Raw genomic sequence first — 24,303 nt, 5'->3', positions numbered from 1 at the left:
CTCTTCTTATTTCACAATTTTATCAATTTTTGCTAATTCTTCTGGTGCAAAATCCAAATGCTCTAATGCCTTTAAATTATCCTTTAATTGACTCACACGACTAGCACCAATAATAACCGACGAAACAGAATTATCTTTCAAATCCCAAGATAGCGCCATTTCAGCCAATGTCTGGTTGCGATTTTTTGCAATTTCATTTAATTCACGAACCTTTTTAAGTGTTGATTCAACTCTCTCAGTAGACAAGGTATCAAATCGTTTCACTCTAGAATCGTCTGGAATACCATTCAAGTAACGATCAGTCAATAACCCTTGTGCTAAAGGACTAAAAGCAACTGTTCCTATCTGCTCTTGTTTTAAAACATCTTTTAATCCATCTTCTATCCAACGATCTAATAAATTATATCTAGGTTGGTGGACAACGATAGGTGTATTTTTAGCTTTTAGTAATTGAATCATCTTTTCAGCTTCTGGTGCCCGATAATTTGAAATTCCAATATATAAGGCTTTACCTTGGCGAACGAGTAAATCCAAAGCTTCAGCTGTTTCTTCCAACGGTGTATCTGGATCTGGACGATGGTGATAGAAAATATCAACATAATCTAGCTGCATACGTTGTAATGATTGATCCATACTGGCAAACAAGTTTTTCTTTGAACCCCATTCGCCATAAGGACCTGGCCACATATAGTAACCTGCCTTCGTCGAAATAACCATTTCATCCCGGTAGGCACTTAAATCTTCACGTAAAATGCGCCCAAAATTCTTCTCGGCAGCACCATCACCGTAATTATTTGCCAAATCAAAATAAGTAATTCCATTATCAAATGCTGTTTCAATAATATCTTTTTGCGTTGCTAAAGGTGTCTCATCCCCAAAGTTCTTCCATAAGCCTAAGGCAATAGCAGAAACTTTTAATCCACTATTACCGAGGCGATTATAAATCATTTTATCATAACGTTTTTCATTTGCTTGATACATTAACTATCTCCTCCTAAACTAATTACAAATTATATTATAGCGCTTTCACGTCTGCTGGACAATCATTTAATGTTACTTAAAATTCGCTTATCTTATTAATTTGTGCCACTATTATTAGGTAACTGAAGGAGTTGAGTCCATGTTTAAAAAAATAAACGATTATATAAATGTCCATTATATTAAAACATTCATCTTAACGTTAGCTATTGCAACCATAGTTAGAGTCATTGTTGCATTTTTCATAAATAAACACTTTTTGAATGTAGAATTTATTATTGCCGCGATTACGATTGTTATAATTTCACTTTTAATCAGACAAGACCTCAAGAAATAATTAGGTAAGCAAAAATACTGACTCGATACTTTTGACAAAGTACGGAGCCAGTATTTATTTAATTCATGTCCCACTTTTAAATAATTAGTCTTCAAAAACATCTTTTGCAATATTAAATGCAGACCAAGCTTTAGGCCAACCAACGTAGAAAGATAAATGTGTGATAATTTCAGCAATTTCTTCCTTCGTAATTCCATTTGTTTTGCCAATTGCCATATGTGCTGGCAATTGTTCAAAGTTACCACCTGAAATCAAAGCTGAAATTGTTATAATACTGCGTTGATGTGCTGGTAATTCACTTTCACGTGACCAAACTTCACCAAATAAAACATCATCATTTAATTCTGCAAATTTAGGTGCAAATTCGCCTAAGTTATCGCGACCTGCTGTTTGTTTCTTTACCATAATATAATATCCTCCTATTAATCTTTTAATTTACCGTACGTTTCGTCATCAACAGCTTCTAACCATTCAGGTGTCCCTGCTGTAATAGCAACATGTGAGAACCAACTATCTTTTGTAGCACCGTGCCAATGTTTAATCCCGTCTTTTGTGACAACAACATCACCAGCTTTTAAACGTCGTGCTTGTTGACCTTCTTCTTGGTACCAACCTTCACCGGCAGTGACCAATAATAGTTGGTAACCGTCGTGATGGATGTGCCAATTATTACGTGTTCCAGGTTCAAAACTAACATTTCCAACACCAACGTTTATATCTGGATCCGCCACTAACATGTCTAAATAACTTTGACCAACAAAGAAATCTTTATATGCTTCATTTTTTTCACCTATTGGAAAAAGACCGTTTTTAATTTGTTCCTCATTCATTATAATTACCTCACTTTATTTTATACGGTTAACCTAGCGTTAATCGTATATCGCGAATTGTTCTAGATACTTTTCAAAACTAATATCTTCTGACACTTCGTTTCCATTTGTTCTGTGTGAAACTTTTCTGTCATACCAATCAATTTTATGAGAAATAATTTCAATATTATGCTGTAATTCTACCATTTCAGACAGTGCATTTTCTTTTACCTTGCTGAGCATCTCGCGTCGTTCTTTAATGGTTGCATCACCTTGTGCTCGTAGTTCAACGTATTTAATTATTTCATTAATCCGCATCCCTGTCCCTTTAAGATGAAGCAAAAATCCTACCCATTTAATATCATGTTCCGTGTAATAACGTAAGCCTGCCGAATTACGGTGAGGCTTAATTAAGCCTTCTTTTTCATAGTAACGCAATGTAAAACTTGATAACCCAACTAATTTAGCAAACTCACCAATTTTATATTGTTGCTCATTAGTCATTCAATCGCCTCCTTCAATAGTTTCTATTAAAACACTTAGAGTTGACTCTAAGTCAAGCTTTTCTACATATTATTTTTAATATTAAGGCTTACTCCATCCATCAATTCAGACCGTTCCTACACTAAAATTTAATTCCAACATTTTAAAACAAAATCTTTGCTTAATAATTTTCATTCATGTAGAGTTACATCGAAATAGTTACCATTTCCAGATATATTACATATAAAATAAGAAGAAATGAGGGTTAGCTTTTGTTAGATTTCAAACACATAAACAAAACATTCAAAACAGTTACCGTATTAAACGACTTAAACTTACATATTGATACAGGGGAACTTTTTGTTCTTGTTGGCCCTAGTGGTAGTGGTAAAACGACAACTTTAAAAATGATTAATCGATTAATTGAGCCCACCTCGGGTACTATTAACTTTGAAAATCAAAATATTGATCAGATTCCGTTACATACTTTACGTTCACAGATTGGCTATGTCTTACAGCAGATTGCTTTATTTCCTAATATGACAGTTGCTGAAAATATCAGCTTATTACCAGAATTACAAAAATGGCCTAAAAACAAACAAAGAGAACGTGTCGATGCCTTATTAACACGTGTTGGTTTACCGCCTGAAGCATATCGTAAGAGAATGCCTAGCGATTTATCCGGTGGCGAGCAACAACGAATTGGTATTTTACGAGCAATTGCAACTAAACCAAAATTAATTTTAATGGACGAACCATTTAGTGCGCTGGATCCTATCTCAAAAAAAACATTACAAGATATCGTCATCGATTTACATGAGGAACTACACAATACCATTATTTTCATTACGCATGATATGTCTGAAGCTCTTCGCCTCGGAACTCGTGTTGGTGTTATGCATGATGGCAATCTCATTCAAGTTGGTACCCCTGACGAAATTAGAAATGCACCAAAAAATGATTTTATTTCAGAGTTTTTTGGGTTAGACGTATCCAACACGCAATTTAATTTAGCTGAAATGATTCAAAAATCATTTAGTCTTCCAATTGATGAACTCGCTAATAATCACGTCACCTCAACTCAAACAACATTTAAAGAACTCATATCTCTACTTTCTAAATATACAATTATAAATGTTAAAGATAACGACCAGAATCTCATTGGTGCAGTTGATGCCCAATGCTTAATTCGTTATGGTGCAAGCATGTCTGATAGCGAGGTGGATGACCAATGGCAAATTTAATAACAACTTTTAAAATGCACCGTGCTGATTTATGGACCGCTATTCTTCAACATCTACAGATATCATTAATTTCATTGCTGATTGCAACCATCATTGCCGTCTTTTTAGCAATTTGGTTAGCACAGCATAAAAGAGCAGCAGAAATTATGTTGCAAATTACCAGTGTTTTACAGACAATTCCTTCACTCGCGCTGCTAGGGCTATTAATTCCACTAGTCGGAATTGGAACACTACCTTCAATTATCGCATTAGTTGTTTATGCTTTACTGCCCATTTTTCAGAACACATATGCAGGTTTAACTGGTATTGATCCATCATTAGAAGAAGCCGCAACTGCATTTGGTATGACACGTGCGCAAAAACTTATTCGATTTGAATTACCCTTAGCTATGCCACTAATTATTTCAGGCATTCGTATTGCGCTTGTTCTAATTATTGGAACCGCAACACTAGCTGCTTTAATTGGTGCTGGCGGGTTAGGAACATTTATTTTGCTGGGAATTGATAGAAATGATATGAGCTTGATTATTATTGGCGCGTTGAGTTCTATTATTCTAGCTATTGTTTTCAGTGTTTTAATCCGGCAATTGCAGAATTTAAAGATAAAAACAATTACCATTATATTAATTACTTTAGGATTCCTATTTGCTGTTGGTGCCACAATCAATACTTTCACACATCAGAAAAAAGAATTAGTCATTGCTGGTAAAATGGGGGCAGAACCTGAAATTCTAATTAATATGTATAAAGATTTAATTCAAGAAGACGACGCCAATATCAAGGTTACTTTAAAACCAAATTTTGGTAAAACGAGTTTTCTATACTCTGCATTAAAATCTAATTCAATCGATATTTACCCAGAATTTTCAGGTACGGTACTTGAAGAGTTAGTAAAATCACCACTCAAAAGTACAAATGAAAATAAAGCCTACCAGCAAGCAAAAACCGAAATTAAAGTTAAATCAGATTTAGATTATTTAAATCCGATGGCTTATCAAAACACCTATGCTGTCGCTGTCACTAAAGACTTTGCAACTAAATACCATCTATCAAAAATTTCTGATTTATCACGAGTATCTTCAAAAATAAAGGCAGGCTTTACGCTTGAGTTTCTAAACCGTGATGATGGTTACAAAGGGTTACAAAGCAAGTATCATTTGTCATTTAACACTAAATCTTTTGAACCAGCACTTCGCTATCAAGCCATTGTGAATGGTAATGTAAATTTAGTTGATGCCTATTCAACTGATAGTCAGCTCGTCAAATATAATTTGGTCACATTAAAAGATGACAAGTCTTTATTCCCACCTTATCAAGGCGCCCCACTTGTTGCAAAGGGCATCTCACAAAAATATCCATCCATCAAAAAAAGTTTAAATAAATTAACCGGAAAAATTTCTGATACAGATATGCAAAAAATGAATTATCTAGTTGATGTTAAAAATGTCCCAGCAAGTACCGTCGCACACGACTACTTAACAAAGCAACATCTTTTAGACTAAATAAAAAGTTTGGAATCTCGCTAACCTCATGCGGACTCCAAACTTTTTTATATTTTATCGTTATTTAACCTACATAACGTTCTAATGCAACCGCAACACCATGATTAACGTTCGATTCTGTTACATAAGTTGCTGCTTCTTTTAATTCAGGAATGGCATTTCCCATCGCAACAGTCGTTCCGGCTACGGCAAACATCGTTAAATCATTATGTTGATCTCCCATTGCCATAACTTCTTCTTCTTTTAATCCCAGTTCTGCAATTAAATCTGTTAATGCATTTCCTTTATTAGCTTTTTTATTCAAAACTTCTAAAAATTCTGGCAAACTACGTACAACATAATAACTATCATCAAATATTTTTTGAATATTAATCATCTGTGCGTCTAAAACTTCAGGTTCATCCACAAACATAATTTTAGAAACGGTTAAGTCCCGTGACATTTCCTCTGGATTTCGTACAAATAATCCTTCATTATTTTCAGCTGCTTGAATAACGGTCACACGACCAACATCTTTATTAGATGTATAAATTCGGCTCTCATCATCTAAAATATTATAATGAACATTTAATTCATAACTTAATTTATCTGCAGCTATATACTCATCAAAGGTTAACGTATGTTGCGCTAGACGTTTTCCACTTACTGTTTCAATAATTGCACCGTTGTAGGTAATGACATATTGGTCATCCCCACTAATCCCTAATTGTTCAAGAAATCCAACCACACCAGCTAAAGGTCGTCCCGTACAAAGGACAACCTTAATTCCCTTTTGTGTCACTTTTTTGACGGCATCAATTGTTTCTTTTGCTAATCTACCCTCTGGATTTAGTAACGTATCATCAATATCTATTGCAACTAGTTTAATTCCCATAGTAATCTCCTCATTTTAAATGATTAAAAAAAGGCAGTCTCAAGAGACTACCTTTTCAATCTTATTTAGGTGCACGTTTAAGGTATGTACCTTCTTGTGTATTAATTTCAAGAACATCATCTGCTGCGATGAAATCAGGAACATTAACAACAAGTCCTGTTTCCATTGTTGCTGGTTTACCTGAACCAGTTGCTGTAGCGCCTTTGATTGAAGGCTGTGTTTCAGTAACACGTAATGTTACAACAGTTGGTAATGTTAAGCCAATAACTTCTGTACCGTAAAATTGGATTTTAACTTCCATATTTTCCAATAAGAATTTTGCTTCATGTTCGATAATTTCTCTTGGAATTTCATATTGTTCATATGTTTCCAAATCCATAAAAATAGCCATTGTATCCTGGTTGTACAAGAATTGAACTGGTTTTGTTTCAATATTAGCTTGTTCAACCTTAACTTCTGGACGCATTGTTGTTTCAACAGTTGATCCAGTACGAACGTCACGTAATTTCATACGCATAACTGTGTTACCTTTACCCGGTTTATGATGACTTGCTTCTAAAACTTTAATTAATTTACCGCCTTGTTCAAAAGTCATTCCGGCTTTTAAGTTAATTGCTTCAATCATAATTTATTATCTCCCTTTTTATAAAACGTTTCTCATTGAGTATACCAAATTGAAAAGGCTTAATCTATAGTGACACTTACAAACATCACTGGATTTTATTAAATAAAAAGTCAAAAATAGCGCATTTTCTTTATTATTAATCGTATATCCAAATTATAAGCTATATTTGTCCAAATACTTCGACAATATCTCTACACATCCTATACTAGCAAGGCTATAATATATATATAATCAAATAGTTAATTTTTTAATTATTTTGAAAGGAAGTCTTATTTTGCTAAAAAACAAATATATTAACTCATCTACTACCTATCAATCGATTATCATCCTTTGTTTCAGCTTGTTCTTTTTAACGTTACCAATTTATACTACACAAGCTGCTACATCATACACGCCTCCTGTAGGTTATCCAATGGGGGCTGCCACGAATGTCACTGGTTTCGCTGGTGGTACAATCACGTTTAATTCTAATGATATTGACTCCCTACAAGGTTAATTTTTTGCCAAAACATTTACTTCCTCAGGTACCGCCGGAGGTTCTTCTATAAAATACTTACAAAATTATGCTCATGATTCAACTGCTAATTTAACTGATGCTGATTATGCAAAGGTTAATCCTACAATGATTTCAGAAAATATTACCGGGGCTGATATGATTCAGTGGTATGGTAATAAAAATAGCTTTGTTTTTTCAAAATCTAATGATAAAGTCAAAGATTTATCATACTATCTACAGAATTCTCCCCCTGATGATGAAATCGCAAAAGCCATTGCTGGTTGGTCCATACCTTCAAGTAATGCCGGTTACGCTGATGCTATCAAGCAATTTAATGCAAAAAAAGATACTATTGATAAACTTTCTGATTTTCCTGTTATGTCAAGCAATGATATTTCATCATTTGCTGATGCTACTCAAAATATTACTGATGTCAGTGATTATTACGCTAGTTTCACTTCAACAAATTTCTCAAACTCTAAAGCAACAGGTTCTACTACTAAATCTAATAATGCTATCAAACGTGTTGATTTAAATACAGATAAATCAATTGATGCTGAAAAATATGCACCTGGTAAAACGGTTATTCAATTAACCGTTGATATGAATACTGCTTCAACAGATCAAGGCGTTGTCTTTGCAGATATTGATGGCTCTATTCCTTCATTTGAAGATGCTATTGGTATCAAAATTAATTTAGTCAATTTTGATATTAACACAATGAAAATGCCATTTTTCATGTTAAATTATAAGCATTTTTCTAATAATGATGCTGGTATCAGTTTTAATTTCAATCAAGGTAGCTGGATGACTTTCAATGCGTATCCACCTAAATCTGACGGATCTTCGATAGATTACAAGTTAGCTGGTAATAGTGATGGAACGCTATTTTCCGGACAAAATAGTAATGGTTCAGATACCACCGCTAAAAATCTTCTATCCGATGAACCCGTTGCAATCGATACAACTGATAAAAACTCTAAAAAAGTGAAATCTGTCTACAATACGTCTTCACATATTAGTAATAATTTTAATACTGAAAATGGTAAGATTTTTGTCGGAAGTTGGAAGAGTCCTTTATATGGTTCAGTATTAGCACCTAGTGCTGATGTCGACGTTGATTCAAGTAGCGATGGTCTCTTATATGGGAGTATTGTTACTGGACAAAATATTATTGGTAATTTAAACGTTCCTAGTGACCTTGCCTATCAAAGTATTTTTGATGCGTCTGATGATTTTGGAGATGACGCTATACAAGAATTTTTAAAAGATCCTGATTCAAGTAACTCATCTCATCCTACTATTAAGTCTATTTCGTTACCGGGTTATACTTCTACAGATACTGGATCTGGTACGACTCATTATATTCCACAAATAGACCCTTACGATTTTCACTATTCATTAAACAATATCACTGATGAATTACCTGAAAATACCGTTCAAACAACTAAAAAATCACTTGATACTACAGTCAATATAGATACGAAATCAACAACCGATAAAACTGAAAAATATTACTTATGGTACAGTTTCAATAATGGTCCTTGGGAAAAATATTCAGAAAATGGAACAACTGAACTTACAAATTCTAAACTAGAAATCACTGCAAAAGATGCGGACGATCTTGCAAAACAATACAGTACGGACCATAGTAAATATAAATATGACGAATCTGCTTATACTGATGGGACTACATATTCTAAATTAATTGATGACAATGAATTGATTGGTTATCATCTTTTCCATAAGAATAGAATTTCATATTTAGTCACATCAACTCACGATTCGGGTACCTATTCCAGTTATAGTAATCACACAATTAATGATATCTTAAGCGGTAAAACGAATGATACAATTTCTGCTGCAAATCTCGCAAAATTAAATCCGGATTACACGCCTATTTCATATAATTTACACGTTGCAGGAGATCTTTTAGTATCCTATCCAAAAGTATTTGATTTTGGTAATTTTACAGCAGGAACTTCTGAAAAAACACCTACAGTAACTGCAACTGGTTTGTTAACTGTCGATAATCCTTTTGGACTTAACTGGAATTTAGTTGTTAGCACAAGTGATAAAGATAATCTAAGTGATCCTTTCTTTATTCCCGATCAACTTGGTTGGTTTGAAAAATTGCAAACGAGTATGCTTGGTAATTCCACAATCACTTATGGGAATGCCTCAGATATTAAAACAATTACATCTAAAGATACTCTTTTAAGTTTAAACTCAACTATTTTTGATTCTGATACAACATCAGTTATTAGTAAAAACTACTATTCTGCACAATTATCATTAAGTCTAAAAACTAAAAAAATTACTCATCCTGGTAAATTTCAAGATAACGCAACTTGGTCATTATCATCACCAAGTATCGTTGTAGATTCATCAAAAGAATAAGAAATCTAATCGACAAAAAGACGCCTAATAAAAATTAGACGTCTTTTTGATTACCATTCATTTTGATTACTTATTTTCTAGTGATTCTTCCTTATCTTTTTTTCTTCTTTTTAAAATAATAAAAAGTAAGAATAAAACTAATAAAATTAATAAAGCAATAATACCAATAATTAACCACAATAACCAAGATATATGAGGCTCTGCTGCCTTATTATCTGATTTAATCTGTTTAATATTGGCTTTAGTAATTGTAAATGAATTCGTTGCTTTCCAAGATTTATTATTTCCGGTAACGGTATAATGGACATCATATTTACCAGCGATTAACTTGGCTTTAGTTAAGTCTAATGCATAGCTAAATTTAGCGTTGGGTGCAAAATCAACGTCCTTAATTGTTTTGTCATATAAAACAGTACTACTACTATCTTCTGTAATAGTTGCTTTAATTGTTGTTGGTCCAATCACAATGGGTACATCATTTTGCATATTTGTTTGTAGTGAAACTTTATTAAATGCGTTCAATACCACTTTAGAATCGCCAATTGTCATTTTGGGATTAGGATTATCGACCGTTTCAGATTCTCTAATGACTGCTTGAACAACGTACGCAAATCGATTAGTAATTGAAATACCTTTTCCTTTATTCTTTTCCTTAATAACTTTTTCTTGTACGTTAAAGCCACCTAAAATAATACCGGAAAATGACGTAGCGGGTGTTTTCACTGTAAACGTAACTGTTGCTGTTTTTTTAGGTCCAACCACAACATCTTGTTTTTTTGAGACAAGTTCTGAAAATTGATACTTAGCAGTCGCTGGCTTTTTTACATTTGTCTTATCATAGACAATTAGTCCATTCGTATTTGTATATGAACTATTAGGGCTCACAACAATCGTTTTAGTATCGTTTTCTAAGTTCTTAATTTTCAATGCCAATGTCTGTGTTGAGTTAGGGTTCATTTTAATATCAAATTGTGCTGCCTCTCGATATTGATTAGCAGGCGTTACTTTGGCTACCGTAAACCCGGCACTATTAGACTTTGCATAGACATTGGTCGATACAGTAATAAGTGTGACTATCGCGATAGCTAAAAAGCTTAAAACTATTTTTCTTAATTTCATTATTTCGATTCTCCTTAAAAAAAAAGACTGCCTTAGGCGGTCTTTTTTCTGTTACGTTTTAATTAGCTTAGTTAAAAGCTGCTGCACTAGCATTTCCTTGAGTTGCAGTCCATGTTAAATCAGCTGAAGTTGTTGCAATTTTAGTATTTTTACCAAGTTTTAATGTTGCACTATTGTCAGCATATGACAATGTTGTAGCACCAGCGCCTGTTGTAGCTGTCGCGACAGGAGCTGCAGCACCAGCTGGTGTTAAAGTAGCAGCAGATGCTGTAGCATCTGAGTCTGTTTTAACTGTAGCAGATGCAAGATCTAATGAGCTAACCTTAACTTCAGCATCAGCCATCACACCTAATTGTGCAGTAACATTCCAACCACTATCTGTACCTACGTAATCGGCTACATCTAAAGCTTGAGAAGCATCTTTTGCGCCAGTTGATGTAATATCTGTACCAGTCGTAACTAATGCTTCATTTAGTTTTGTTGTGAAACTGAACGATGGTGCACCCGTTTGAGTAAAAGTACCTGCTTCAATGTTTAAACTAGCTGTACCTTTACCATCTGTTGAATCCGCTGAAACACTTGAGCCAACAACTGCTGTTGAACCAAGTACTAATGCTGCAATTAAAAATAAATTCTTTTTCATAATATAAATTCCTCCCATTTATTGATTAAGCCAATGCTTGAAAAGGGGACGTTGACCTTTACCTAATAGTACCATATAATTTACATAAGATTCAACTGTAATATTATCAGAAGAAACTCTATGATTAAGTCCATATACGCCAATTAATATAGCGTTTACATGTTATTTACAAGTATTTTTTTAGGTTTAATTTTTTCAAACCATTTACTGAAAGTGTACAATCAATTTTTAAATAGAATGATTCCTACCTACCCCCACTTTATAACCATTAAAGGTAGAGCCTTTAGTCATTAATAACCTTTTTTTAAGTTAACTAGAATTTAAGTGTTACTATCAATTATACTTTAAGTCCGCTTATTAAAAAGATTCGATTATCCTAGTTCAAACAAGCTCAAATGGCGGTACGCTTACTTTTTAAGAAAAGCCAACAACTTCTAATGAAATTGATTTCAGCTCTTCTAATAAGACGATTTTCGATTTACCCTCATCAAGTCTTAGTGATGGTACAACAAGTTCTGTAATTAACAAATCTTATTATTATGCAAAACTAACTTTAGATTTTACAACTTCAATTTTTGATACGACAGGGAAATATAATTACGATTCACTCTGGGCTATTTCACCAACTAAAGATAGCGGTATCGTAAATGAGTCAACTAAATAATTCTAAATAAAAAAGGTTTACTCCGTTAAGTAACTAACTGAGTAAACCTCTTTTTTTGTGTCGAAATTTCTAATTATTTACAGGACATCTTTGATATCTGTATCCCCATCATGCATCGTAATTACTTTTCCGATTGTATTATCATGTGCGATAACTGAAACTAAGACGTCTGCCACGTTTTCAAGTGAGTTAGAGCCCGCTTGACCATCATTTAATGTTACTTTACCAGTACCTGGCTCATCTACTAAGGTGCCTGGCTGAAGAATTGTATATTCTAATTGCGTATTCTTCATTAGCCAATTATCAGCATAAAACTTAGCAGTCATATAATCTCTTAATGATGAAACTTCAATTTTTTCTCTATCCAAAGAGTAAACGGAACTCAACATTACAAAACGCTTAACATGAGCTATTTCAGCTGCTTCCATCGTTTTAACTGCCCCATCTAGATCAATCTTCATTAAGTCTTTGCCGCCAGAACCAGCAACAAATAATATGGCATCAACAGCCTGCATATTCTTGACTAATTTATCTATACCTTCTAACAAATCAACATAGACATAAGTAATATTACCTTTATCTAAATTATCTGTATGTCTTGAACCCGCCAAGACTTGGTAACCTTTATCAGCTAATTTACTTGTTACTTTTTGGCCAATTCGACCATTCGATCCAACAACTAATACTCTTTTTATTTCTGTCATCATTTATACACTCCTTCGTTTTATCCTGACTAAAGTCTACATCTTTCTCGACTAAAATGGTATGACTTACACTCGTAAGTTAACGACAAAAAGACAGTCACTATTTTTACCATGACTGTCTCAGTTGATTACTAATTAATTTAATTTAAATTCTGTAACTGTTTTGTACGTATCGCCTACACGTAAAACAATATCACCAAATTCAGGGAATTGTTCAGATCCAGGTGCTGATTGTGTTTCAAATGTAATTGCTGCATGATTAGCTAATTTTTTACCATGCATAATTGGCGTTACTTCACCAAAGTTAGCCGTGAAGATAACTAAACTTGTTGCATCAGTTGAAACTGAGACAGAAACTTCTTTATCTGGACTAACTAATTTTGCTGATTCTTTACCAACTGCAGGATTATTCAAGAAAAAGGGATGATCGATACCATTAACTTGATTTTTTTGAGCAAAATCACTTGTGAAAACGTCATGTAATGTCTTAGCTTGACGGAAATCGTAAGGCGTTCCATCAACAGACATCTTTTTACCTGTTGGAATTGAATCGGGTTCTAATGGTGCAAACTTATCGCTATCTACTTGTAATAAATTGTCATCTATTGTTTCTGTGACGTCACCCATAACATTAAAGTAAACATGATTTGTTGGATTATATAGTGTATCTTTATCCGTTTTAGCAGTCGTTTCAAGATGCCAAATGTTATCATTATTTAATAGATATTTTACATCAATTGCCATGTTTCCAGGGAAACCATGTTCGCCTTCTGGGCTATCTAAATGAAAAATAACAGCTATTTCATTTTCGTTTTCACTTATTTTATACGTCCACTTTTTAGTATCAAATCCTGGCGTACCACCATGCAATGTATTTGTACCTTCGTTAATTTGCACTTGGTAGCTTTGATCATTAATGTTGAATTTACCATCTTTAATACGTCCAGCAACACGACCAATTGAAGCGCCAATAAAACTATCTTTTTCTAAGTATTCATTTGCTGAATCAAATCCAAGAACAATTTCTCGTTTTCCAGTACTTGTGGGTACCTTGAGGCTAACAATTCTAGCCCCTAAATCTGTGAGTGATAATTCAAACCCATTATCATTTATAATCGTTATTAAATCATAGTCATTTCCAAAATCCTTTGTTTTAACTTGCATATTTATCTCCTCCGCTTACTGTATTTGTCCATTCTTATTAATACTAGTCCATTTTAATTAGATATTCAAGAAAGCGTTTACTTTTTTATTGAATAATTACCTTTATTTTACTGAAAATGACATAACCAACCTTTATTTCTGTTATTTCTCTAAAATGTAACGTCATTATAAGCGAATAACTATAATAAATACAAATGTATAGTTCGTTTTTTGTTATCATGTTTATGGAATATTATGTTTATTTATCATTAAAAGATTAATAGCCGAATTATTAATTGATTTATTTTTTAATTATTAGTATACTTACATTATTAATATAAAAGGAGTTTACAATGACAAAAAAACGCGTTTATCTTGCAGGACCCTTTTTCACTCCAGAACAAAAAGAACGATTAGATTTGGTAGCCGATCTCCTAAGTAAAAATCCAACAATTAACGCAGATGCAATTCATCTTCCAGGAAACGTTCAATATCCAGATGCGGACTTCGGCACATTTGAATGGCAAACAGCTACCTTCCAAAATGATATTCGCCAAATTGATCAAGCAGATATCGTTGTTGCAGTTCTTGATTATCAATTGGAAGAAAACAATGATGAAGCTGACTCAGGTACTGTTTGGGAATGTGGTTATGCTCATGCCAATCGCAAACCTGTTATTTTAGTTCGCCAAAATAAAGGTATTCCCTTAAATCTAATGCTTGCTGGAAGTTATACAGCAATGTTTGATGGTTTAGAAGATATCCAAAATTTAGCAACCTACGATTTTAAGGTTTTACAAAATAAGTATGTTGATTTATCAATTTTTTAATTGATCCAATGTTTCACGTGAAACAAAAATACTCTATGCTATAAATCTTTTAAATCGGATTTAAATACAGTAACAGATATTATTTTTATATTTCTAGTACTGTATTTTTTTCTCTCACAAATTGAAGCACCAAACAGTTAATAATATGAAAGAACTTATTAACTAACGACTTATTATGTTTGCTAGTTCAATAACAAACGTATTTCTTATAAATTAAAAAGTATGACCCAATAGAAATATAATTGGGTCATACTTTAGTATCTTAAATACTATTTAAATGCCTAACATCATTGTTACTATTTAACAATAGTTAACAATGAACCGTTTTCATCAATAAAAATTATCCTCGTGCTAATAATAAGTTAAATAAACCGCCCATTGTTTTATCCGATAATTCGATTTCTTTACCAGCTTCTGTCACTTTAGTAATTTCATAATAATCTTCAAATTCGGGTACTTCTAATTCCATCATCGCAACAAAAGCAGCAGCTGTTTTGTAAGTTGCTTGTAATTCTTCTCCATGAATGTAATTAATAACTAGCATAATTGTATCCCCTTATTGTTTTCTTTAAATAAGTTCCGTTTTTTTTATATCATCAACCGTTTTTGTTCCAGCTAATTGCATATCAATTGTTAATTCCTTAGCTAAATGTTCAAAGACTGATTGAACGCCTTTCGCACCACCCAAATGAAGCCCATAAACCATTGGACGGCCAATGGCAACGACATCCGCCCCACTAGCAAGCGCTTTAAATATATGTGAACCACGACGAACGCCACTATCAAAGACAATTGGCACTCGTTTATTGACCTTCTTAGCAATTAACTCAAGAACATCAAACGATGCAGGTCCGCCATCTAGTTGCCGACCGCCATGATTTGAAACCCAAATACCTTTAGCTCCAGCTTCAATAATAGCATCAACATCCAATGGTGATTGAATACCTTTAACGAAAACGGGTAAGTCAGTATAATCAGAAATACTCTTAATATCTGCTAAACTCAATGTTTGTTTAGCATTAGCATAAATAGCTGCGATTCCTTGTCCTTCACCTTCACCATATTCAGCTAAATTAGCCATTGGTTGAGGGAAGATAAATTTATTAATACTATCAGCTTCACGATTACCACCTAGTGTTGAATCAGCTGTTAATATGATAGCCTTCATCCCCACTTCTTTGGCTTGATCTAATAAAAAATGATTAAATTTATCATCTTTACTCATATACAATTGGAAAAATTGAGGTCCACCAGTTCCTCCATTATATGTTTCTGAAATCGTTTTATTTGAATACGTACTAAGCGACATAATTGAACCAACTGCGGCCATCCCCTTAGCAGTATCAATTTCACCTTGTTCATGGGCTAGCCCCTGTGCCGCAACTGGAGCTGCTATCATTGGCATTTGTAAATCAATACCCATAAATGTTGTTGATAAATCCGGATTTTCGATATTTTGTAAAACTCGAGGTGAAATTTGCTTATGATTAAATGCACTTGTATTTTCGCGTAACGTCCATTCATCCTCAGCTCCACCAGCAATATACCCAAATGCACCCTTTTCCATACGTGCTTCCACTAATTTTTCTAATGATTGAACATTGGTGATTTCAATCGAATGTTCTTCTTGACTTGCTTGATATCCCATAATTGTATCCCCCTATACTATTTATACTTGTAGTGTAGCCCTTAATAATAAATACTGTCATCAATAACACTTACTATATGTCAATAACGGCTATATAATTATTCAATCCATACAACAATGGCTAATCAAAGAATTACTAATTTGATATTAACTATTTTGGTCGAATTAATTTATATTGCTCTCCTAAGTTAGCGTATTCTGGTCCAGCCAGCCTCGCCACTGGATCTAATTTTTTAGCATTAATATACATTTTTTCTTTATCCAAAACATCATCTTCTATGTGAAAACAAACCACTTCAAGAATAAATAAATCCGTAATAATCTTACCATCATCCATAATAGGAACATACTGGTTCAATATAACTTCAAACCTCGCTTTAACACCATCAATCCCTGGCACCAATACCTTATTACTAGGAACCGTTGTTAATTTCAATTCGGAAACTTCACTCTCGTCTAGTCCAAAACTAGCAGCGCTCTGATTAACAAATTCCATTAATTCACGTGTTGGTAATTGGACCACAGCCTGTTTCGAACTAACTAAATTAGCCGCGGTGTGTTTCATTTCACCATTTCTACGTCGATTAATTGATATCGACATTAATGGCAACGTATCCGATACAACACTAAAAAAACTAAACGGAGCTAAATTAATTAGTCCCGTCTCATTTACAGTAGTAACCCATGCTATGGGTCTCGGAATTAATGTACCAGACATTAATTTGTACTGATTTTTAGCCGATAATTCGTTACTATTAAATGAAATCATCTTATATTATTCCTCAATTTTTAATCTATTGGTCTTATCTAACCATTGTTTAGCATTCCGTAATTCTAATTCTGAAATTTGATGTGATTGTTCAGCCTCAAAACTGGTAAATTCAATATTAAATTCTCGACAAAACTTCTTTAGTTCATCAAAATTTGATTTTGAAACAATTGGATCTAAAAATCCATATGAACCCCAAATTTTAATATCACTTAAGTCGACAGTCGCTTTAATATTTTCCGATAACACCATAGGATGTAGTAAAACAGCTGTTTTAAATAGTGCCTGTTCCGTTAATAATGAATGGAAGGCAACGTTAGCCCCATTAGAATAACCTAGGACAATTAATTTTTCTGGATCAAAAGCGTACTTCACAGCTAACTCATTAATTACAGTCATTAACCAATTTGTCTCTACAGATAAACTATTTAAATCGAAATCACCATCCGGTAAATGTGCAAAATAGCGTGTTAAACCATTCTCTATTAACCGTCCACGAATGCCAATTTTAGGACTATCTGGAGCCAAAAAATCTGCAATTGATAGTAAATCTGATTCCGTTCCACCAGTTCCATGCAACATTAAGATTGTCGCATTGCCAACCCTACCAGCTTTATAAGATGTAATTGCTTCTGCCATATCTATAACTTCTTGTCTGAATTGAAATTAACTAAGTGAGCTTCAATATCTGCACGTTGGTCTTCTAAAAATGGTGGTAACTCTAGGTGAATACCAGCTTCTTCATATGTTTCATCTTGCAAGAATCCAGGACCATCCGTTGCAATTTCAAATAATACACCTTCACCAGGACGGAAATACTCTGATTTAAAATAGAATCGGTCAACAAAACCTGAATCACGAATACCAACTCTTTGTATTTGTTCAATCCAATAGTTTAATGACTCTTCATCTTCTGTCCTGAAAGCAATATGATGAACTGTTCCATATGCTTGAATCTCATTCGGTAAATCTTGGTCTTCTTCGATAATAATTTGTGCGCCATGTCCACCATCGTTCAATTCATATAATGTACGTTGATTTTCTGTGGCAATTTTATCAAATCCCAATAATTGTCTTAACACAATATCCATACGTTCTGGATAATCCACTGTAATAATTGTTGTTCCTAACCCATTAATTGCGAACATCTTGGGAACCGGACTATATAATTAAGGTGTCCCAGCTTCCACACCATGATTACGTTCGTCAGAAATTAATTGATATTGCTCATGATCAAAATCATAAAAATTCATTGTTTTACTGCCAAAATTCATTTCAATTTCATCATGTTTAATATCATAATCGTCAAATCGTTCTGCCCAAAAATCTAGGGCATCATCGCTAGGAACTCTAAATCCAATTCTCGAAATACCATTTTTTCCTTTTGTGCCTTGAAATAAACCCGGAAAATCAAAAAAGGTAATATCGGTTCCTGCCGATCCCATATCATCCGTAAAGTATAGATGATAGGTTCTAACATCATCTTGATTTACTGTTTTTTTAATTAAATGTAATCCTAATATTTCTGTCATAAAATGAAACATTTTTGGTGAACTTGAAGTAATAGCTGTAATATGATGTAATCCTAATAATTTAGTGTTCATGATTGATACCCCCAATTTATTTAATAAACTTAAATTATCACACTTACTAAAAGTAAGCAATTTATTTAACCTAATTATTTTATACTTAAGTCTGATAACCTTAATCTATACTTTAGAAGATTCATTTATTAAACAAGTTACAAATTCTTGAATTGGCTTTGGTAGTTCGTTTCTTCCAACAAGGTAGAATTCACGCTGATACTGTTTTGATAGTACTTTGACTGGTATCTCTGGGTAATCAGTCAGTGCAGTCTGTGAAACAATTGATTGCCCTATACCTTGTCTGAGCAATTGAATAATTAATGAATTACTTTTAATCGTCATGAAGTGCTCTAACGTTAAATTATTTGCTTTTAAGTAGTTAATTGAATAATGATAAACACCTGATCCATGTTCTCTAAGTAACCACGGCTCATCCTCATTACCAGCCCAAACTAATTGATCAGTCGTCAACGAGTAACGTTTAATATTCTTCTCAGTCAACGGTTTTTCAATAAATCCAAAATCTAACTTATGTTGCTTTAATTGTTCCATAATTTGTGATGAATTAAGAACGCTAACTTCTAATTCTAATCGTTTTAGAGATTCCTTATTTTTGCGTAACAGGTCAGGTAGTAAGTATGCTGCAGTGGTGTGTGAGGCAGCTATTTTACAGGCAATTTTCTGATCAGTTTTTTGATGTTTTAAGGCAAATAAATCTTGCTGCCATAAATCTAGTAATTGCTGTGTTTGCTGGTAAAGTAGCGTTCCACTCTCGGTAGGTACAATTTGTTGTCGGCCATTTCTTTCAAATAACATAACACCTAATGTTTCTTCCAATTGCTTAATTTGAACTGAAATCGTTGGTTGTGATAAAAATAGTAGTTGCGCACTAGTAGTAAAGTTCCTTGTTTCATAAACTGATTTAAAAATTTCTAAATTTTTAAAAATATTAACCACTTCCATTCGTTTTATTAATAGTACTTATTATAAAGATTTATTTTATTAATTAAAAGAAATCAGCTATAGTTAAAGTATTGTTTAGAGAGGATGATCATATTGAAAAAAATAACTAACTTACTACCAGGATTTATCGTTGCCTTACTAATTGGGCTTGCCAGCTATTTTATTGCTAAACTTTGGTTGCCCATGTTAGGTGGTGCAACTATTGCTTTATTCATTGGAATCATTTTAGGTAATACTGTTCTACATCAACCCACACTAACGGCCGGAACTAAATTTTCTGAGAAACGTTTATTAGAATACTCAGTTCTTTTGTTAGGTGCGACTATCACATTTCAAAGTATTAAAGAAATTGGTTTAAATGGCTTACTTTTTACTTTTCTTCAAATGAGTATCACAATTATTTTTGCAATTTGGCTAGGTAAAAAATTAGCCTTTGGTGAAGGTACTTACTTATTAATGGCCGGTGGAAATGCTGTCTGTGGTTCATCAGCCATTGGTGCAATTGCCCCAGTTATTGATGCTGATAATGAAGAAACTGGAATTTCAATTACGTTAGTTAATCTAATGGGAACCATTTTAATGTTAACATTACCTATTATTGGAACCCTCCTCTGGGGTGGTAACAATGTTTTCAGAGGTGTCTTAATTGGTGGAACTGTGCAATCTGTTGGGCAAGTAGTTGCAAGTGCAACTATGCTAAATCAGGATGTCATCGTAACTGCTACATTGTTCAAAATATTAAGAATTATTTGTTTAGTATTTGTTATTACTATTTTTAGCTATTTACACAGCAAGAATCAACCTACCCAAAAAGCGTCACAAGTAACAACAAAAAAATCAACTTTAGTTCCTTGGTATGTTATTGGATTTTTAACACTTTGTGTCCTTAATAGTTTACATTTTTTACCTTCACGAATTGGTGAAACTGCACATTTTCTAAGTACATGGTGTGAAATAATCGCCTTAGCTGCTATTGGCCTTCGGTTAAATTTAAAATCACTATTTAGTCAAGGCAAGCGTTTATTACTTTATGCTGGTGGTATTATGCTTGTTCAAGTAGTATTAGCAATCGGTTTAATTACAATTTTATTTTAAAAAAATAATCATATGACCTGGCCATAATATGCCAAAGTCATATGATCATTTTTTTATTCAGATTATAATTTAAAGATGCGTTCTTGCCGGTCAAAACTCTGATCAGCAAACCAACCTTCCAACAATGTTAATTGCTGCCGTTCAAAAATGATTTCCTTATTTTTAGCCAAGCACTTAATCACATGTCCGGCTGTTTCACGAGTAGTCCCGCTAACTAACGCTAGCTCTTTAATCGTGACACGATAAGGAATAACGACATGCTTTTCTGTGAAATCAGCACCTAATTGTTCTGCTAAAATATTGATAGCTTGTACAATTCGATCATGAGCACTAGACGTTACCATTCTTTGCACTTGATTCTCTGTAGCGCTTAGAATTGTTGACATCTCCCTTATTGATCGAGTAGCCATCAGAATATTTTGCTTCAATATCCGTTCAACTAAGGCCATTGGGAAATAGACGATTTGTATATCCGTCATGGCTCTCGCTAAATAAGGGTAATTTTTATCACTTAGTAAGCCTCGATACGGAAATCCTAAGTCATTTTTGATATATGAATAAAATCCAAAGTCGCCATCAATATCAAATCGTTCAACCCGTATTACGCCTTCTATTAAAAAATAAAAACGTGTACGTTGATCATTTTCGTCAAAAAGAACCTGACCTTTTTGGAACGATTTGATACTCATGTTGTTCATTAGTAAATTGGCTTCTTCATCAGTAAGTGCTTCAAAATCTGATAATTTTCTTAAATACTGCATATATTGGGGTACTGCTTTAATTTTTTGCATTGTTTGATCCCCTCCACTAATTACTAACTCCCTAAACTCTCTCCTTTATCATTTTAACATGGATATTCCTTGGCCACAATTTACCTTACAACTTTGTTAGCTAGTTCAGCTTAACTATCGCTTTTTATTAACCTTTTACGATAACTGTCCCAGCATCATTATCTAATAATTGACTGATGTTTTCTAAAGATGTCACAATTGCGCGACCCTTTTTACTTGCTTCAACGAATTCAATCGCAGCTTCAATCTTAGGTAACATACTACCTTTAGCGAATTGATCTTCTTTGATATATTCTTTTAATTCAGAAACAGTTACCTGTTCTAATTTTTCTTGATTAGGTTTATTGAAGTTAACATAAACATTATCAACACTCGTCAAAATAATAAGTAAATCAGCATCTACCAATTCAGCTAATTTTTCTGAAGCGAAATCTTTATCAATAACAGCTTCTACGCCATGTAATTTACCGTTTTCTTCAACAACAGGAACACCACCGCCACCAACAGAAATTGAAATAACACCATTTTCTGTTAATTGATCGATTGTTTTGTATTCTTTAATCCCAGTTGGACGTGGTGAAGGAACAACACGACGCCATCCACGACCAGCATCTTCAACAAATGTCATCTCTTCATGTGCAGCCATTTCTGCTTTAGCAGCTGTTTCTGAATAGAATGGACCAACTGGTTTAGTTGGGTTACTAAATGCAGCATCATTTTGATCAACGATAACTTGTGTCACAATAGTTGCAACTTCTTTATTGATTCCTTTTTCAACCAATGCATTATCCAATGCATTTTGCATCCAATAACCAATACTTCCTTGTGTCATTGCAACACAAGTATCTAATGGTAAGGCTGGGTTCTTTTCAGAAACTGCAGCTGCTTGTTGAAGTAATAAGTTCCCAACTTGTGGACCATTACCATGAGAGATAATTAATTTATCCCCTTTTTCAACAAATTTAACAAGATATTCAGCTGTTTCTCGCAATGCTTTTTGTTGTGCCTCAGCACTAGCATCCTTTGATAAAATAGCATTTCCACCTAAAGCAATAACAATTTTTCTTGACATATTAATCGACTCCTCATTTTTTTATTTATTAAACAACCATTTTTCCTGAAGCAATTAACCAAATACCAATGCAAGCACCAATAATTATAACCAGGGTTATACCTATTTCGCCTTTTGATAAGAATTTTTCACCTTGTGCTACTCTTGCTTTCCCATAGAAGTAAATCCCTGGAATGTAAGCGATTAAACAGAGTAATAAATAACTGATACCGGCCATAATAATCCCGGCAACTTGGAATAATAGCGCAATTAAACCATATACTAATTGTGCTTTATTGCCTTTTTCATCAATATGTTGAATTGAGTATTTAACTTGATACATCGCAACTAAGATATAACAAACAATAATTGAAGCTGTACATAGTGAATAAGCAAAATTATAAGCCTTATCTGTGAATAAAAGCGTGAAAAGGAATAATTGTACTAATCCGCCTGTTACGATTAAAGCAAAAGTTGGTGCTTTTTTATCATTAACTTTACCAAAGTAACCGGGTAATAATTTACTTTTGGCCATTAATAACATTGTTTCTGCTGGAAGCATTGTCCATGATAACCATGCACCCAAAATTGAAACAATTAAGCCAATACCGATAACGTAACCACCAACTGGTCCAACCATTTCAACAGCAATATATAACATTGCTGGTTGATGAATTGAAGCTAATTGTGCTTGTGTCAAAATACCGTATGGTAACATTGAAGCTAAAACGTAAACGACTAATAAACTAATTAAGCCAATGATTGTAGCCTTACCTGCATCAGATTTCTTTTCTGCACGAGAAGACAACATTGATGCCCCTTCGATACCTACAAAGACCCACATCATAACCATCATACATTTTTTAATTTGTGAAGCGACATCGCCAACAACGAAGTTATGACTCATTGTGCCCCAGAAGTTAGCTGTAAAAATATCGATCTTGAATAAGAATATAGCAACAACAATAAATACAAAAATTGGAATTAATTTGCAGACCGTAACAATCGCATTGATTGCTGCTGCACCTTCAATACCGCGATTAACAAAGTATGTTAATCCCCAGCAAAGGATACTTGCAATTAAAATTGAAGGTAGATTTTGTCCTGATTTAAAGATAGGGAAAAAGTAACCAACCGCACTCATCAAGATTGTAGCGAATGCAACGTTTCCTAACCAAGCAGATAACCAGTAACCCCAACCACTGATGAATCCAGCGAATGGTCCAAATCCTTTTTCTGCATAAGTAAAAATACCTTCTAAATCTGGTTCTTTATTTAATAAGTTATTCAATGAAAGAGATAACATCAAAATACCAATTCCGACAATTACCCAACCAATTAGAGCAGGACCGGGTGAAGATGCATTGGCTAAATCAGAGGTTAGTCCGAAGACCCCACCACCAATAGAAGAACTAATAACTAACGCGACTAGCGCCATTAAACTAATTTTTTTAACTGTATGTTTTTCGTCCATAATTTAACTGCCTACTTTCTTTATTAAAAATAAAAAGGGACCTAATCTAAAGTCTTGCTCCAGATTAGTCCCCCT

At 33.6% G+C, this 24,303-nt stretch carries 24 protein-coding genes and 1 pseudogene; 6 read left to right on the top strand and 19 right to left on the bottom strand.

Translation table 11 applies throughout. From position 1 onward, the window contains the following. Window positions 1–6 precede the first annotated feature (6 nt). The 4 genes from AC1RPX_RS01800 to AC1RPX_RS01785 form a co-directional block, all read right to left on the bottom strand. Window positions 7–981 (bottom strand): aldo/keto reductase, encoded by a 975-nt coding sequence (locus AC1RPX_RS01800; protein WP_481761133.1) that lies wholly within the window; start codon window positions 979–981, stop codon window positions 7–9. A gap of 418 nt (window positions 982–1,399) precedes the next feature. Further along, complete coding sequence (locus tag AC1RPX_RS01795; RefSeq protein WP_481761132.1) at window positions 1,400–1,720, bottom strand: carboxymuconolactone decarboxylase family protein; 321 nt, start codon at window positions 1,718–1,720, stop codon at window positions 1,400–1,402. 17 nt (window positions 1,721–1,737) lie between these two features. Next, on the bottom strand, window positions 1,738–2,145 hold the full coding sequence (locus AC1RPX_RS01790; protein ID WP_481761131.1) for a cupin domain-containing protein: 408 nt from the start codon (window positions 2,143–2,145) through the stop codon (window positions 1,738–1,740). A 39-nt stretch (window positions 2,146–2,184) separates the two neighbouring features. Continuing rightward, window positions 2,185–2,628, bottom strand: a complete 444-nt coding sequence (locus AC1RPX_RS01785; protein ID WP_481761130.1) for a MerR family transcriptional regulator — start codon at window positions 2,626–2,628, stop codon at window positions 2,185–2,187. A 251-nt stretch (window positions 2,629–2,879) separates the two neighbouring features. Here AC1RPX_RS01785 and AC1RPX_RS01780 point away from each other — a divergent pair, with 251 nt between their 5' ends. Together AC1RPX_RS01780 and AC1RPX_RS01775 are read left to right on the top strand one after the other, a co-directional pair. Continuing rightward, entirely contained in the window at window positions 2,880–3,851 is a 972-nt protein-coding gene (locus AC1RPX_RS01780; protein WP_481761129.1) for an ABC transporter ATP-binding protein, read from the top strand. Next, the gene (locus tag AC1RPX_RS01775; RefSeq protein WP_481761128.1) at window positions 3,839–5,353 is read left to right on the top strand and encodes an ABC transporter permease/substrate-binding protein; all 1,515 of its coding nucleotides are present in this window, start codon (window positions 3,839–3,841) and stop codon (window positions 5,351–5,353) included. Before AC1RPX_RS01780 ends, AC1RPX_RS01775 begins: the two co-directional genes overlap by 13 nt. Window positions 5,354–5,417: 64 nt before the next feature. On the opposite strand, the gene yidA is transcribed toward AC1RPX_RS01775, so the two are convergent. Beyond that, a complete protein-coding gene (gene yidA, locus AC1RPX_RS01770; protein WP_481761127.1) occupies window positions 5,418–6,227 on the bottom strand; it encodes a sugar-phosphatase in 810 nt (269 codons plus the stop codon). Between the two features lie 61 nt (window positions 6,228–6,288). Then, a complete protein-coding gene (gene efp, locus AC1RPX_RS01765; protein ID WP_409021902.1) occupies window positions 6,289–6,852 on the bottom strand; it encodes an elongation factor P in 564 nt (187 codons plus the stop codon). A gap of 274 nt (window positions 6,853–7,126) precedes the next feature. Between efp and AC1RPX_RS01760 the strand changes: the two genes are divergently transcribed. Together AC1RPX_RS01760 and AC1RPX_RS01755 are read left to right on the top strand one after the other, a co-directional pair. After that, window positions 7,127–7,348: a hypothetical protein gene (locus AC1RPX_RS01760; RefSeq protein WP_481761126.1), complete on the top strand. Its 222-nt coding sequence runs from the start codon at window positions 7,127–7,129 to the stop codon at window positions 7,346–7,348. Window positions 7,349–7,474: 126 nt separating this feature from the next. Beyond that, on the top strand, window positions 7,475–9,748 hold the full coding sequence (locus AC1RPX_RS01755) for a hypothetical protein (protein ID WP_481761125.1): 2,274 nt from the start codon (window positions 7,475–7,477) through the stop codon (window positions 9,746–9,748). Window positions 9,749–9,814: 66 nt separating this feature from the next. Here AC1RPX_RS01755 and AC1RPX_RS01750 read toward each other — a convergent pair whose 3' ends face one another. From AC1RPX_RS01750 to AC1RPX_RS01735, 4 genes are all read right to left on the bottom strand, one after another. Then, window positions 9,815–10,867: a WxLIP family cell surface protein gene (locus tag AC1RPX_RS01750; RefSeq protein ID WP_481761124.1), complete on the bottom strand. Its 1,053-nt coding sequence runs from the start codon at window positions 10,865–10,867 to the stop codon at window positions 9,815–9,817. A 67-nt stretch (window positions 10,868–10,934) separates the two neighbouring features. Further along, the gene (locus AC1RPX_RS01745; protein ID WP_481761123.1) at window positions 10,935–11,510 is read right to left on the bottom strand and encodes a WxL domain-containing protein; all 576 of its coding nucleotides are present in this window, start codon (window positions 11,508–11,510) and stop codon (window positions 10,935–10,937) included. Window positions 11,511–12,251: 741 nt separating this feature from the next. Further along, window positions 12,252–12,881 carry an SDR family oxidoreductase gene (locus AC1RPX_RS01740; protein WP_481761122.1) on the bottom strand — a complete coding sequence of 210 codons (630 nt, stop codon included), beginning with the start codon at window positions 12,879–12,881 and terminating at the stop codon, window positions 12,252–12,254. A gap of 132 nt (window positions 12,882–13,013) precedes the next feature. After that, window positions 13,014–14,042: a galactose-1-epimerase gene (locus tag AC1RPX_RS01735; RefSeq protein ID WP_481761121.1), complete on the bottom strand. Its 1,029-nt coding sequence runs from the start codon at window positions 14,040–14,042 to the stop codon at window positions 13,014–13,016. 332 nt (window positions 14,043–14,374) lie between these two features. Between AC1RPX_RS01735 and AC1RPX_RS01730 the strand changes: the two genes are divergently transcribed. Then, the gene (locus tag AC1RPX_RS01730) at window positions 14,375–14,851 is read left to right on the top strand and encodes a nucleoside 2-deoxyribosyltransferase (protein ID WP_481761120.1); all 477 of its coding nucleotides are present in this window, start codon (window positions 14,375–14,377) and stop codon (window positions 14,849–14,851) included. Window positions 14,852–15,191: 340 nt separating this feature from the next. Here AC1RPX_RS01730 and AC1RPX_RS01725 read toward each other — a convergent pair whose 3' ends face one another. From AC1RPX_RS01725 to AC1RPX_RS01700, 6 genes and pseudogenes are all read right to left on the bottom strand, one after another. Then, a complete protein-coding gene (locus tag AC1RPX_RS01725) occupies window positions 15,192–15,395 on the bottom strand; it encodes a hypothetical protein (RefSeq protein ID WP_481761119.1) in 204 nt (67 codons plus the stop codon). 24 nt (window positions 15,396–15,419) lie between these two features. Continuing rightward, window positions 15,420–16,499 (bottom strand): lactate oxidase, encoded by a 1,080-nt coding sequence (locus AC1RPX_RS01720; protein ID WP_481761118.1) that lies wholly within the window; start codon window positions 16,497–16,499, stop codon window positions 15,420–15,422. A 151-nt stretch (window positions 16,500–16,650) separates the two neighbouring features. Further along, complete coding sequence (locus tag AC1RPX_RS01715; RefSeq protein ID WP_481761117.1) at window positions 16,651–17,268, bottom strand: flavin reductase family protein; 618 nt, start codon at window positions 17,266–17,268, stop codon at window positions 16,651–16,653. 6 nt (window positions 17,269–17,274) lie between these two features. Further along, entirely contained in the window at window positions 17,275–17,907 is a 633-nt protein-coding gene (locus AC1RPX_RS01710) for an alpha/beta hydrolase (protein ID WP_481761116.1), read from the bottom strand. A gap of 2 nt (window positions 17,908–17,909) precedes the next feature. After that, a pseudogene (locus AC1RPX_RS01705) lies at window positions 17,910–18,872 on the bottom strand (ring-cleaving dioxygenase). Between the two features lie 105 nt (window positions 18,873–18,977). Then, on the bottom strand, window positions 18,978–19,817 hold the full coding sequence (locus tag AC1RPX_RS01700; RefSeq protein ID WP_481761115.1) for a LysR substrate-binding domain-containing protein: 840 nt from the start codon (window positions 19,815–19,817) through the stop codon (window positions 18,978–18,980). 84 nt (window positions 19,818–19,901) lie between these two features. On the opposite strand from AC1RPX_RS01700, the gene AC1RPX_RS01695 reads away from it, so the two are divergent. Next, window positions 19,902–20,912, top strand: a complete 1,011-nt coding sequence (locus AC1RPX_RS01695) for a YeiH family protein (protein ID WP_481761114.1) — start codon at window positions 19,902–19,904, stop codon at window positions 20,910–20,912. A gap of 62 nt (window positions 20,913–20,974) precedes the next feature. On the opposite strand, the gene AC1RPX_RS01690 is transcribed toward AC1RPX_RS01695, so the two are convergent. The 3 genes from AC1RPX_RS01690 to arcD all read right to left on the bottom strand — a co-directional run bounded on the left by AC1RPX_RS01690 (window position 20,975) and on the right by arcD (window position 24,228). After that, entirely contained in the window at window positions 20,975–21,703 is a 729-nt protein-coding gene (locus AC1RPX_RS01690) for a Crp/Fnr family transcriptional regulator (RefSeq protein WP_481761113.1), read from the bottom strand. A 127-nt stretch (window positions 21,704–21,830) separates the two neighbouring features. Next, a complete protein-coding gene (arcC, locus tag AC1RPX_RS01685; protein ID WP_409021884.1) occupies window positions 21,831–22,775 on the bottom strand; it encodes a carbamate kinase in 945 nt (314 codons plus the stop codon). Between the two features lie 28 nt (window positions 22,776–22,803). Next, on the bottom strand, window positions 22,804–24,228 hold the full coding sequence (arcD, locus tag AC1RPX_RS01680; RefSeq protein ID WP_481761112.1) for an arginine-ornithine antiporter: 1,425 nt from the start codon (window positions 24,226–24,228) through the stop codon (window positions 22,804–22,806). Window positions 24,229–24,303 lie beyond the last annotated feature (75 nt).

The sequence above is a fragment of the Dellaglioa sp. CoH-56-MRSF-14 genome, assembly GCF_056782115.1.
The sequence above is the reverse complement of the archived record's forward strand: the minus strand, read 5'-3'. Positions and strand labels throughout refer to the sequence as shown.